Here is a 13,472-nt window from a genome sequence, read left to right on the forward strand (position 1 = left end):
TTTTTTAGGTTGTTTTTTCAAGGAGTTCGGAATGGCGGAAATTACCGCAGGCATGGTAAAAGATCTACGTGAGGCAACTGGCCTCGGCATGATGGATTGCAAAAAAGCACTAGTTGAAACTGATGGCGATTTAAAGGCAGCTGAAGAACTGTTGCGTATTAAGAGTGGGGCCAAGGCAAGTAAAGCGGCTTCTCGTATAGCGGCTGAGGGCTTGGTGAGTGCTTTTATCAGCACTGATGGTAAAGTCGGTGCGTTGGTAGAAGTGAACTGCGAAACGGATTTCATGGCCAAGAATGATGACTTCATGGCATTTGCAAATAATGTGGCACAAGCCATTGCACAAAATAATCCAAGTGATGCTGTAGCTCTGTCTTCAGTTGTATTAGAGGGTGGCGACAGCGTGGAAGATGCGCGCAAGTCACTGATCATGAAATTAGGGGAAAATGTCAGTGTGCGTCGTTTCATTCGTTATAGCACAGAGGGCAAAGTAGTGACTTATTTGCACGGCAGCAAAATCGGTGTGTTACTAGATGTCATCGGTGGTGACGACGCATTGGGTAAAGACTTGGCAATGCACATCGCTGCGAGCAAACCGATATGTGTTTCCAAAGATCAAGTATCTCAGGAATTGCTTGATACAGAACGAAAAGTTTACACAGCACAAGCTGCGGAAAGTGGAAAGCCAGCCAACATCGTTGAAAAAATGGTGGATGGACGTATTGCCAAGTACTTGGCCGAAGTTACTCTTTTGGGTCAACCGTTCGTGAAGGATACTGATATTTTGGTAGAAAAATTATTGTCCACTCATGGCGCGAAAGTTAATGCATTCCAGATGTTTGTGGTGGGTGAGGGTATAGAGAAGGCGGTAGTAGATTACGCTGCTGAAGTTGCGGCTGCCGCGAAGGTATAACTAGATGTCAGCTGTTCCAGCATATAAGCGCATACTGCTCAAGCTTTCCGGAGAAGCTCTGATGGGCGATGATAGCTACGGTATTAACCGTGCTGTGACTGAGCGTATCGTTAGTGAGATTGGTGAGGTAGTTAGACTGGGTGTGCAGGTGGCAGTAGTGGTCGGTGGGGGCAATATTTTTCGCGGCATTGCACCAGCCGCTGCCGGAATGGATCGCGCCAACGCTGACTATATGGGAATGTTGGCCACCGTAATGAACGCCATGGCTTTGCAAGATGCTATGAAACGTTTCGGTTTGGGTTGCCGAGTGCAGTCAGCACTAAATTTGGAGCAAGTGGCAGAGCCATTTATACGAGGCAAAGCCTTGCGTTACCTGGAAGATGGCAAAGTAGTGATTTTTGCTGCGGGCACAGGTAATCCATTTTTTACTACTGACACCGCCGCCGCCTTGCGGGGTGTTGAAATGGATGCGGAAGTTGTCATAAAGGCAACCAAAGTGGACGGAGTGTATACCGACGACCCGAAACTTAATTCCGCCGCTACTCGTTATCAGAAATTGAGTTTTGATGAAGCGATTAACAGAAACCTTAAGGTGATGGATGCCACTGCATTGACCTTGTGTCGTGATCAGAACTTGCCAATCATTGTATTCAGTATCTTTAAGCATGGCGCGCTTCAGCGCGTAGTGATGGGACAGGATGAAGGGACGCTAGTGCACTGTAACTGATGGAGGGTAAATGTAATGATTTCTGATATCAAAAAAAATGCTGAACAGAAGATGAATAAGACGCTGGAAACACTCAAAGTGGACTTCGGCAAGATTCGCACTGGTAGGGCACACACTGGTATTCTGGATCATGTGACTGTTGATTATTATGGTAGTCCCACGTTGATTAGCCAGATTGCAAATGTAACGCTGATTGATTCACGTACCATTGGAGTGCAGCCGTGGGAAAAAAACATGATTGTACCGGTGGAAAAAGCAATTCGCGATGCTGATCTGGGACTGAACCCTGCAACAAATGGGGATTTAATCCGAGTGCCCATGCCGATGCTGACCGAAGAACGTCGCCGTGACTTGATTAAGGTCGTGCGAAGTGAGACGGAGGGCGCGAAGGTGGCGATACGCAACATACGGCGCGATTCTAATGAGTACCTTAAAAAAATGGTCAAGGATAAAGAAATTAGCGAGGATGATGAGCGCCGCGGGCAAGATGAGATACAGAAACTTACTGACCATTTCGTGCTTGATGCAGACAAGTTGCTGCAAAAAAAAGAAGTAGACCTGATGGCGGTTTAACTGAACTGCATATGGAGTGGCATATCATGAGCAAGCGAGTGCATTGCTCGTTTGTACGTCCAATATGGTCGCTGACCTCGCGAGATTGCTTCAGGGGTACTTAATGGCGTTATTTCAAAGTTCCACCCGCACCGCCCCGGCAATACTTCAAGTGCCACGACATATTGCCATCATCATGGATGGTAACGGTCGCTGGGCGAAGCAGCGTTTTCTGCCACGTATTGCAGGGCATCAGCGCGGCGTGGAAACAGTACGCGAGGTTGTGAAAGCCTGCCGCGAACTGGGGGTCGAATACCTGACCCTGTTTGCCTTTAGTAGTGAGAACTGGCGCCGCCCAGCTGACGAAGTTTCCTTCCTGATGCAACTATTCCTGAAAATGCTTCAACGTGAAGTAAGCAAGTTGCACGAAAATAACATAAGGCTAAAAATAATCGGTGATCGTAGCCGTTTCGATGACAATCTTAATCAATGTATTGTGGACGCGGAACAATTGACCGCTGATAATGGTAGCTTGACGCTTACAGTTGCTGCCGACTACGGTGGACGTTGGGATATTATGCAAGCCATGCAGACCATGCTGCAAAAGCACCCTGATCTGGCTGGCGGATTGAATGAAGAAGACCTGGAAGCACATCTTGCCATGAATTATGCGCCTGAACCGGATTTATTTATCCGTACTGGCGGTGAACAACGCATCAGCAACTTTCTGCTTTGGCAACTGGCTTATACCGAGTTATATTTCACCGATACGCTGTGGCCAGCCTTTGATGGCGAAGCATTGAAATTGGCTATTCAGTCTTATTATGCACGGGAGCGTCGCTTCGGCCGAACGAGCGACCAAGTTCTCAACGAACGAATGCAGGATGAAAAAAAATAGTGCTTAAGCAGCGTGCGATCACAGCCCTTATTCTGCTGGGGCTGTTTCTGTTTGCACTGTTTTTATTACCCTCTTTGGGGTGGGCTGCGCTGGTAATTATCATTACAATGCAAGCGTCATTTGAATGGGCACGCTTATCCGAGTTATCCAAAAAGACTACCACTGTTTATTTGGTGCTGACTTTGACTGTGATGTTGGGCATCGTTTGGCTTGATGCGCAATATCCTGAGCAGTTTGTGTCATTGCATATGCTGATATACGGCATGTCAGCGTTATTATGGCTAATTATGGTGCCACTATGGTTGATAGCTCGTTGGCAAGTGCGCCAACCGCTATTGATGATGCTAACTGGTTGGATACTATTGATTCCAACTGGCTTGGCGATGATAGATTTGCGCATGCTAAATCCCTGGTGGTTATTGGGGGTGATGGGTTTAGTATGGGTTGCAGATATAGCGGCTTATTTTAGCGGACGGAAATTTGGCAAGCACAAACTTGCGCCCAATATTAGTCCTGGTAAAACTTGGGAAGGCGTGTTCGGCGCGCTGCTCGGTGTTACTGTTTATGTACTGTTGATTGTTTACTCAAATGATCTTTTAACTGACAACGCAGCACTGTTTGGCTTACTAATGGCATCTTGGGGATGGGTGGGGCTGGCGGTAATTGGTGATTTGTTTGAGTCAGCCGTTAAGCGACAAGCAGGCGTCAAAGATAGCGGCGTATTGCTTCCTGGTCATGGTGGTCTGCTCGATCGCATTGATGCTCTGACCTCCACTTTACCATTGGCTGCTATGGTGATTTTATTCCAAAGGATGGCATGACAAACATAAGCCATCTCACCATACTTGGTTCTACGGGTAGCATAGGGGTAAGCACTTTGGATGTGGTGGCGCGCCACCCTGAGCGCTACCGTGTCTTGGCACTCACCGCACAGAGTCAAGACAACACTCTGTTTGAGCAATGCATTCGTTTTGCGCCACGCTATGCTGTATTGATAGATGAGGGAGCCGCCACTCGCCTGGAGCAGCGTATCGCCGGAGCTGGCCTGGATGTTGAAGTTCTATGTGGTGCCGCAGCGCTGGAGCGGGTTGCGTCATTGCCGGAAGTAGACACAGTAATGGCCGCTATTGTCGGTGCAGCAGGGTTGCGTCCTACGCTGGCTGCTGCACGCTCAGGCAAGAAAATCTTATTGGCAAATAAAGAAGCACTGGTAATGGCGGGGCGAGTGTTCATGGACTTAGTGCAAGAACACGGCGCTACGCTATTGCCCATTGACAGCGAGCATAACGCCATCTTTCAGGCTTTGCCCCATAACTATTCCCGTCATCAAACAGATAGTTTAACTGCCAGCGGAGTAAGTAAAATTTTGCTCACTGCCTCTGGTGGTCCTTTTCTCAATGCGACTTTATCTGAATTGCAACAAGTCACACCAGAACAAGCGTGCGCGCACCCTAATTGGGCAATGGGACGCAAAATTTCAGTAGACTCCGCCACCATGATAAACAAGGGGCTGGAAGTCATTGAGGCACACTGGTTGTTTAACGCATCAGCCGATGCGATTCAGGTCGTGGTGCATCCGCAAAGTATTATTCATTCGCTGGTGCAGTATGTAGACGGTTCGGTACTGGCGCAGTTGGGCAACCCGGACATGCGCACCCCGATTGCTTATGCATTGGCTTACCCAGAACGCATCGAAGCGGGTGCAGAACCGTTGGATCTGCTAAAGGTGGCGACACTTGATTTTGTCGCACCGGATTTTATTCGTTTCCCAGGTCTTGCTCTAGCTTATCAAGCCTTACGAGCTGGTGGTACAGCTCCTGCCGTGCTCAATGCGGCAAATGAAATTGCCGTGGCTGCATTCCTGAATAAACAAATTTCTTTTCTTGCTATTCCACGCCTGATAGAAAATGTACTAGCTGACTTGCCGGTAACCGCGGTTAACACGTTGGAGGATGTGTTAAGTGCCGATGCCGCTGCGCGTGTAGTGGCAAATGATTTAATAAAAAGTACGACTTATTTATCATGATTACACTACTGGCTTTCATTGGTGCGATAGCGATACTAGTAGTGTTCCACGAGCTAGGGCACTACTCGGTAGCTCGATGGTGCGGTGTGAAGGTGCTACGTTTTTCAGTTGGATTTGGCAAGGAAATTTACAGCAAACGCTTCAAAAATAGCGAGACGGATTGGGTGATCTCCGCTATTCCATTAGGCGGTTATGTCAAAATGCTGGATGAACGTGAAGGTAAAGTGGCTGCGGATGAGCTGCATTCTGCATTCAACCGTAAGCCCGTGCTGCAACGCATAGCTATCGTGGTGGCCGGGCCGGCGGCCAACCTGCTGCTGGCTATTTTCCTATTTTGGGCGTTATTCATCTATGGCGTGCCGAGCCTGAAACCCTTGCTGGGAGAAGTATTACCACATACCGCTGCAGAAGCCGCATCACTGCAAGCGCAGGAAACGATCGTCAGTATTAATGAGCAAGCCATTCCGAGCTGGGAGCAAATGAGCTGGGTCTTATTGGATCTCGCTCTGCAGGGTGCTACCGAAGCACGCATAGAAGCGCGTACTGCACAGGGAGAAATAGTCCGGCATGAGCTCAGCCTGAAAGCGCTCACCTCTGCTGATATGGATGAAAATTTTTTGGACTCTCTCGGTTTGCAACCTTATCAACCGGTGGTGCGTCCCGTCATCGGAAAATTGGTAGAAGGTGGGGTTGCTCAGCGTGCAGGAATACTCATGGACGACAAAATCCTGAGCGTGGATGGGCAGGATATCGAAAACTGGAAAGACTTGGTAGAAGCCGTGCGTGCTCATCCGGGACAATTAATGCGGCTGGAGATTGAACGAAATGGCACGCTACGAGTCCTTGATCTCACACCTGAAGCAACCGACGAAGGGGACATAACGGTAGGTAAAATTGGAGCCGCACCGCACATAGACCAGCGTGAGTTCGACGCCTTGATGACTAATGTGCAATATGCTCCGCTTGCAGCATTCGGTCATGCTGTACGCAAAACATGGGAAATTAGCAAGGTGAGTTTGAAGGCGCTGGGAAAAATGGTGACAGGCGATATGTCGTTGAAAAACCTGAGCGGGCCAATTACCATTGCTGATTATGCTGGACAGTCTGCGCAGATGGGTTTGGTCTCGTACATAAATTTTCTGGCGCTTATCAGTATTAGCCTCGGAGTATTGAATTTGCTGCCCATACCCTTATTAGATGGGGGCCATTTGCTGTATTATACCGTCGAGTTAATTAAAGGTAGTCCGATGCCCGATAAAGTTTGGGAGATAGGACAAAAAATTGGTATTGCGCTGCTCGTTACGTTGATGGTTCTTGCGTTTTTTAACGATTTAAGCCGTCTGTTTTAGATTGAATCAATACATGAAATTAAAACATTTAGCGGGACTTATCCCGCTGTTATATGCCACGTCCGCCATAGCAATCGAACCCTTCGAGGTAAAGGATATTCGTGTAGAAGGTATACAGCGTACTGAGGCAGGCACTGTCTTTAGCTATTTACCGGTCAGGGTCGGTGACAAACTGAACGAGGAAGATGCTGCTGCGGCTATCCGCGCACTGTTCTCCACTGGCTTTTTCAAGGACGTACGCCTTGAGATGCAACAGGGAGTTTTAATTGTAGTGGTGCGCGAACGTCCGTCTATCGCCAGCATTGAGATTAACGGAGTAAAAGACTTTCCGAAAGATACACTGAGCGAAAATCTTAAAATGGTGGGGCTGGCGGATGGTCGCATTTTTGATAAATCCGCTTTGGACAAGGCGGAGCAAGAACTCAAGCGTCAATATGTAGCGCGCGGTAAATATGGGGTGAGCCTCACCACCACTGTCACCGAGTTAGAACGCAACCGGGTCTCTATCGTCTTTAATGTGGTCGAGGGTGAAACTTCTAAAATCAAGCAAATTAACATTATCGGTAACGAAACTTTCAGCGAAAAGGAATTGAAAGGGTTGATGCAGCTTGATACTCCAAACTGGATAAGCTGGTTTACCAAAAATGATCAATACTCCAAGCAAAAACTGTCTGCTGATTTGGAAGTTATACGTTCATATTACCTTGATGCTGGTTATCTTGAATTTTCCGTAGACTCAACCCAAGTGTCTATCTCGCCAAACAAAGAACACATTTACATCACCATTAATATTAGCGAAGGTGCTAAGTACACAGTTTCCAATATTGAGGTTTCTGGCCCTGAGAAAATCTTGTCCCATAAAGAAGCGCGCGAACTGATTAAAGCTGAAGTGGGAGATGTATTTTCACGCAAGGTAATGACCGATTCCATCACGAAAATAGGTGACCGCCTTGGTGAGGATGGTTATGCCTTTGCTAATATCAATGCGGTGCCGGATATAGATAAAGAAAAGCATGAAGTGGGATTTACCTATGTGATCGACCCTGGCGCGCGCGCTTATGTACGGCATATCGATATAACAGGTAACACTAAAACTCGAGACGCAGTGATCCGGCGCGAATTTCGACAAATGGAAAGTGCGTGGTATTCCGCATCCAAGATTAAGACATCGAAACAAAAAGTCGATCGTTTGGACTTCTTCAGTGAAGTAAATCTTGAAACCCTTCCAGTACCGGGCTCAAATGACCAGATAGATGTTAGTTTGTCGGTTAAGGAAAAATCTACCGGAAATTTTTCAATCGGCGCGGGGATATCCAGTAACGTTGGACTGGTGTTCAATGGCTCTGTCACCCAGCGGAATTTGTTTGGTACCGGTAACAGCCTGTCTGCACAGGTTAATACAGGTAAGGTTAATAAAGTTTATTCAGTGTCTTATACCAACCCCTATTACACTGACAATGGCATGAGTCTAGGTTTTGATGCATATACACGCGACGTAAATACCACCTCCACGGCAATCAGCTCATTCCGCTCCTCAACCCTGGGTGGAGGCATACGTTTAGGTATACCAATCAGCGATTTCGAGAGCACAACTTATGGCTTATCGGCGGAACAGACTAAACTGACACTTTTCGAAAACAGCACATTACAATTACAAAAATTTGTCGATGACTTTGGACCTACTACAAGTAACCTGCTGGGCTCTGTAGGATGGAGCCGAGATAACCGGGACAGCGTTATTTACACTACAGAGGGAACAGTGCAGCGTGCTTTTGTGGAAGTAGCTGTGCCGATCACCAGCCAGCAGTTTTATAAGCTCACGTATGAGCATCAGTGGTTCTATCCGATCAGTAAAACTTTTACTTTCTTCCTGAATGGCGAAGCGGGATATGCGGAAGGCTATGGTGGTAAGCCAGTCCCATTCTTCAAGAATTTCTATGCTGGTGGACCAGGTTCGTTGCGTGGTTTTAATCCGTTTTCCATTGGGCCGCGGGACATTAACAATAATTCATTGGGAAGTACCAGGCGCTTAATCGGAAACGCTGAAGTGCTATTCCCATTACCAGGAATGGCCAAAGACAGGTCAGTTCGGTTAAGTGCTTTTGTAGATGCGGGCTCCGTGTTTGGCCAAGGTTTGTCAGCAAGTGACAGCTTACGTTATTCTACTGGGCTCGCTATTACCTGGATATCGCCGGTTGGCCCACTCAAGGTGAGTGTGGGTGTGCCGCTAAACAAACAGTCTGGTGACAAAGTGCAACCATTCCAGTTCACTTTGGGTTCATTATTTTAATTACATCTGGAGAAAAAAATGAAAATTTTTAGTAAGAGGCTTTTACAAATATTACTTTTGCTCGGCTGCACTCAAGCATTGGCGGCAGATTTGAAGGTTGGCATTGTTAACACCGAACGCATTATGCGTGAATCTTCTGCCGCTGAGCAAGCCGAGAAAAACATTGAAAAGGAATTTTCCGTACGCAATCAGAAAATCAAGAAGGTCGCTACAGATGTGCAAGAGCTCCAACTTTTCTTGGAAAAAGAGCGTTTGACACTGTCAAATGCCAAAAAACGTGACAAAGAGCGTGAACTGGCCAATCTCAATGTGAACCTGCAACGCATGCAGCGTACTTTCAGTGAAGACTTGAACCTGCGTAAAAATGAAGAAATGTCAGTTATTCTGGAGCATGCTAACAAGGCTATTCAAGAGCTTGCAGAAAAAGAAAAGTATGACTTAATATTGCAAGAGGCTGTTTATCACAACCCAAAAATTGATATTACCGAAAAAGTTATAAAATATATGAACGATGCTAAATAAGACACCAGGTTGGTTTAAATTGCATGAAACGGACAGACTATAGTCTTAAAGAAATCGCAGCACGTTTCGGTGGTCAGTTGTTGGGCAATGCCGAGATAACAGTCAATCAAATAGCAACGCTTGAAAATGCGCAAGTCGGCCATCTGACTTTTTTGGCGAGTGAAAAATATCGCCCGTTGCTTGCTGATACTCGTGCCAGCGCCATTATTGTAAGCACGGCAGACGCCGATGCAACACAACTACCCCGTATCGTAAGCGACAACCCTTATGTGTATTTCGCCAAGGCTTCAGCCTTTCTGAATCCTCCCACTGCTGTTGTGCCAGGCATACACCCCAGTGCTGTGATTGAAGAAGGTGCTCATATTGATCCGAGCGCCAGTATTGGTCCGAATGTAGTGATCGGTGCCGATACCAGGATAGGTGCTGGCTGTGTGATTATGGCGGGTTGCAGTATTGGTGCCGGGGTAGCTATAGGCATAGACGCACGCTTATACCCACACGTCGTGATTTATCACAATTGCATTTTGGGAGACAGACTGATAGCGCATTCTGGCGCAGTGATCGGCGCTGATGGTTTTGGCATTGCGATGACTGAAAATCACTGGCTGAAAATTCCGCAAATCGGGCGTGTGGTTGTTGGCGATGATGTGGAAATCGGCGCGAATACCACCATAGATCGCGGGGCGCTGGATGACACCGTGATTGAAGACGGAGTCAAACTAGACAACCAGATACAGATCGCGCATAACGTACGCGTCGGCGCACATACCGCCATTGCAGCATGTGTTGGGATTGCGGGTAGCGCTGTTATCGGACGCCATTGCCGCATCGGTGGGGGGACGGGCATTTTAGGGCATACGCAGATATCAGATAACGTAGAAATTTCGTCGTTTACGATGATAGGAAAATCTATTCGAGAGCCCGGTACTTACACTGGAATTTTCCCATTCAATAAGCACGACGTGTGGCGAAAAAATGCGGCCCAGCTGCGTCACCTGGATGAACTGGCAAAAAAAATAAAATTACTACAGCAAGAAATTGAGACATTAAGGAAAGAAAGTTGATGAGCACTGATACCCAAATGGACATCTATGAGGTTTTGGAATACTTGCCACACCGTTATCCATTTCTACTAATCGATCGTGTGCTGTCGTACGTACCCAGCAAAAATATTGTGGCATTGAAAAATGTCACCATCAATGAACCTTTCTTTAACGGCCATTTTCCACATCACCCGGTCATGCCCGGCGTACTGATCATCGAAGCAATGGCGCAGGCTGCGGCAATCCTGACATTTAAAACCCTGGGTACAAAGCCAGACGATAAATCAGTTTATTATTTTGTTGGCATTGATGGCGCGCGTTTCAAGAAACCAGTGAGCGCAGGTGACCAACTCACTTTAAAGGTAGCTATCCTTCGTAATTCGCGCGGCCTATGGAAATTTTCAGCAACTGCAGAAGTAGACGGGCAGATTGTGACAGAGGCTGAATTGATGTGTACCGTCCGGGCACTTTAATGCGTCACCCGACAGCGCTCATCCATCCAAACGCTAAACTGGCAGATAGCGTTGAAGTGGGTGCGTACTCAATTATCGGCGAGCACGTTGAGATCGGCGAAAACACACATGTCGGCCCACATGTAGTGATCAGTGGTCACACCAGTATCGGCCAGCACAATCGCATATTTCAGTTTTGTTCACTGGGTGAAATTCCGCAAGACAAAAAATATGCGGGCGAGCAGACCCGCCTGGAAATTGGTGATAACAACACCATACGTGAATTTTGTACCTTCAATTTAGGCACCTCACAGGGTGTTGGCATAACACGTGTGGGAAACAACAACTGGATCATGGCCTATGTGCATTTGGCACACGACTGCCAGATCGGTAACCACACCGTTTTTGCCAACAACGCACAGCTGGCCGGGCATGTAGATGTTGCAGATTATGCCATTCTTGGCGGATTCACCGTAGTACACCAATTCTGTCAAATTGGCGCGCATGCGATAACCGGAATGGGGACGATTTTGCTGCAAGACATTCCACCTTATATAACGGCTGCGGGCAATCCTGCTACACCCTACGGTACCAACTCTGAAGGTTTGAAGCGGCATGGTTTTTCAAGAGATGCGGTAATGGCGATTAAGCGTGCCTACAAAACCTTATACAAATCCGAACTGACACTGGCGCAGGCTAAAGTCGCCATTGCGGAGCAGGCTGTAACCTACCTGGAATTAAATACACTGGTTGATTTTATCGGTCGCTCGCAACGCGGCATTATTCGTTAACTTGCATAAATGACAAAGGCAGTAAAAGTGATCGGCATCGTCGCCGGTGAAGCTTCTGGCGATCTGCTGGGTTGCCATCTGATGGAAGCGCTCAAACTGGCAATGCCCGGCGTGCAATTCATCGGAATCGGTGGTCCCAAGATGCAGGCAGTGGGAATGCAAGTATTATTTCCGATGGAAAAGCTCGCGGTGCGCGGTTACGTTGAAGTGTTAAAACATTACAATGAAATTGTCGGCATACGGCGCAAGCTGCGGACATATTTTTGTACTAATCCTCCAGATTTATTCATTGGCGTTGATGCGCCAGACTTCAATTTTGATTTAGAACTTAAACTCAAAGCACGCGGCATACCCGTCGTACATTATGTCAGTCCCTCCATTTGGGCGTGGCGCGGCGAACGCATCCACAAAATTAAACGAGCTGTCTCGCACATGCTGGCGCTGTTTCCATTCGAAGCACCGCTATATGAAAAAGAAGGTATTCCGGTAACCTTTGTCGGCCACCCGTTGGCGGATATGCTGCCACTGGCGCCTAATCGAGTCGCAATGCGCCAGAAATTTCGTTTGCCCATGCAAAGTAAAGTGTTCGCCTTTCTGCCTGGAAGCAGACAAAGTGAGGTGAATTATCTGGCTGCAACCTATATCGAAACAGCGAAACTCATTTTACAAACGCTGCCTGAGGCAAGGTTTCTGGTACCGTTGGCCAGTAAAGAAACACGCCGTATTTTTGACGAAACCTTGCGCCAGTGCGAGGGACAGAATCTGCCGATAACGATCCTGTTTGGCCATGCGCATGATGCAATTATCGCGGCGGATATAGTACTCGTTGCATCAGGTACCGCTACCCTGGAAACTGCGCTATTAAAACGGCCCATGGTGATTACCTACAAAATGCCAGCCTTATCATGGTGGGTAATGCAGCGCAAAAAATACCAACCTTATGTTGGTCTGCCAAATATACTGGCCGGGAAATTCGTAGTGCCGGAATTGTTGCAACACGATGCGACGCCAGAGAACCTGGCGCAAGCGCTGCTGAACTTGCTGTTCGACGAACAGGCAGTGGCTGAGCTGGAAACAATCTTCACCAACATGCATTTCATGCTTAAACAAGACAACGCTTACAAGGCAGCGCAGGCTATCCTGCCCTATTTGGGCGAACAAAATTGAACAACACCTTGCTCATCTGTGGAGTAGATGAAGCCGGGCGCGGCCCGTTAGCCGGACCAGTCTATGCCGCTGCAGTAATATTGGACAACTGCCGACCAATTAAGGGACTGAACGATTCCAAAAAACTCAGTGAAAAGCGACGCAATGCTCTGGCATTGGAAATAAAGCAACATGCCTTGGCGTGGGCGATTGCTGAAGCGTCAGCCAAAGAAATCGATACCATTAATATTTTACGTGCCAGCCTGTTGGCTATGCATCGCGCAATTGAAATGCTGCAAATTCGACCGCATGAAGTTTTGGTCGATGGCCTGCATTGCCCAGATACGGGCCTGCCGAGCCGTGCCATTGTGCGAGGGGATAGCACCGTTGCATCCATCTCGGCAGCCTCAATATTAGCTAAAACCGCGCGAGACGCAGCCATGCTGCTGTTGCATGATACCTATCCACAATATGGCTTTGCTGCCCACAAAGGCTACCCAACTAAAGCACACATGGTGGCATTGAGCATACATGGCGTTACCGCCGAACACAGAAAAACCTTCCGGCCCGTGCGAGAAGCATTGCAACAGAAAAAATGATGAAGCGAAACTGTTCAAACTAATACTGTACTCATGCGGCATTAGTTTGAACAAGGGCAAAGGTAAAACGGAGTTGCTTTTTCATTATGTATCAGGAATTAATTTGTCTTTTAATGTAGTAGTTCAGACTTAATCTGACAGTAAAGTCTTGCCAAAGGGTGGGGTTA

At 47.5% G+C, this 13,472-nt stretch carries 14 protein-coding genes; all 14 read left to right on the top strand.

What is annotated here, in order from left to right:
- Nucleotides 1–31: 31 nt before the first annotated feature.
- Nucleotides 32–910: a translation elongation factor Ts gene (tsf, locus tag MJ770_RS08155; RefSeq protein WP_239251118.1), complete on the top strand. Its 879-nt coding sequence runs from the start codon at nt 32–34 to the stop codon at nt 908–910.
- Nucleotides 911–914: 4 nt separating this feature from the next.
- Nucleotides 915–1,637 carry a UMP kinase gene (gene pyrH / locus MJ770_RS08160; RefSeq protein WP_239251119.1) on the top strand — a complete coding sequence of 241 codons (723 nt, stop codon included), beginning with the start codon at nt 915–917 and terminating at the stop codon, nt 1,635–1,637.
- Between the two features lie 15 nt (nt 1,638–1,652).
- Nucleotides 1,653–2,210 (top strand): ribosome recycling factor, encoded by a 558-nt coding sequence (frr, locus tag MJ770_RS08165; protein ID WP_239251120.1) that lies wholly within the window; start codon nt 1,653–1,655, stop codon nt 2,208–2,210.
- 103 nt (nt 2,211–2,313) lie between these two features.
- Nucleotides 2,314–3,087 (top strand): isoprenyl transferase, encoded by a 774-nt coding sequence (locus MJ770_RS08170; protein ID WP_239251121.1) that lies wholly within the window; start codon nt 2,314–2,316, stop codon nt 3,085–3,087.
- A complete protein-coding gene (locus tag MJ770_RS08175; protein ID WP_239251122.1) occupies nt 3,087–3,908 on the top strand; it encodes a phosphatidate cytidylyltransferase in 822 nt (273 codons plus the stop codon). Before MJ770_RS08170 ends, MJ770_RS08175 begins: the two co-directional genes overlap by 1 nt.
- Nucleotides 3,905–5,113: a 1-deoxy-D-xylulose-5-phosphate reductoisomerase gene (ispC, locus tag MJ770_RS08180; protein WP_239251123.1), complete on the top strand. Its 1,209-nt coding sequence runs from the start codon at nt 3,905–3,907 to the stop codon at nt 5,111–5,113. Before MJ770_RS08175 ends, ispC begins: the two co-directional genes overlap by 4 nt.
- Nucleotides 5,110–6,462, top strand: coding sequence for an RIP metalloprotease RseP (gene rseP / locus MJ770_RS08185; protein ID WP_239251124.1), 1,353 nt, complete (start codon nt 5,110–5,112; stop codon nt 6,460–6,462). The genes ispC and rseP overlap by 4 nt, the downstream gene beginning before the upstream one ends.
- Before the next feature lie 13 nt (nt 6,463–6,475).
- Nucleotides 6,476–8,752, top strand: a complete 2,277-nt coding sequence (gene bamA, locus MJ770_RS08190; protein WP_239251125.1) for an outer membrane protein assembly factor BamA — start codon at nt 6,476–6,478, stop codon at nt 8,750–8,752.
- 18 nt (nt 8,753–8,770) lie between these two features.
- On the top strand, nt 8,771–9,274 hold the full coding sequence (locus tag MJ770_RS08195; RefSeq protein WP_239251126.1) for an OmpH family outer membrane protein: 504 nt from the start codon (nt 8,771–8,773) through the stop codon (nt 9,272–9,274).
- A gap of 23 nt (nt 9,275–9,297) precedes the next feature.
- Entirely contained in the window at nt 9,298–10,338 is a 1,041-nt protein-coding gene (gene lpxD / locus MJ770_RS08200) for a UDP-3-O-(3-hydroxymyristoyl)glucosamine N-acyltransferase (protein WP_239251127.1), read from the top strand.
- Nucleotides 10,338–10,790: a 3-hydroxyacyl-ACP dehydratase FabZ gene (fabZ, locus tag MJ770_RS08205; RefSeq protein ID WP_239251128.1), complete on the top strand. Its 453-nt coding sequence runs from the start codon at nt 10,338–10,340 to the stop codon at nt 10,788–10,790. The genes lpxD and fabZ overlap by 1 nt, the downstream gene beginning before the upstream one ends.
- Nucleotides 10,790–11,560, top strand: coding sequence for an acyl-ACP--UDP-N-acetylglucosamine O-acyltransferase (gene lpxA / locus MJ770_RS08210; protein ID WP_239251129.1), 771 nt, complete (start codon nt 10,790–10,792; stop codon nt 11,558–11,560). Before fabZ ends, lpxA begins: the two co-directional genes overlap by 1 nt.
- A gap of 9 nt (nt 11,561–11,569) precedes the next feature.
- Entirely contained in the window at nt 11,570–12,727 is a 1,158-nt protein-coding gene (lpxB, locus tag MJ770_RS08215) for a lipid-A-disaccharide synthase (protein WP_239251130.1), read from the top strand.
- On the top strand, nt 12,724–13,305 hold the full coding sequence (gene rnhB / locus MJ770_RS08220; RefSeq protein WP_239251131.1) for a ribonuclease HII: 582 nt from the start codon (nt 12,724–12,726) through the stop codon (nt 13,303–13,305). The genes lpxB and rnhB overlap by 4 nt, the downstream gene beginning before the upstream one ends.
- Nucleotides 13,306–13,472: the final 167 nt, after the last annotated feature.

It is taken from the genome of Candidatus Nitrotoga sp. M5, assembly GCF_927904885.1.
In the GTDB taxonomy this organism is placed as follows: domain Bacteria; phylum Pseudomonadota; class Gammaproteobacteria; order Burkholderiales; family Gallionellaceae; genus Nitrotoga.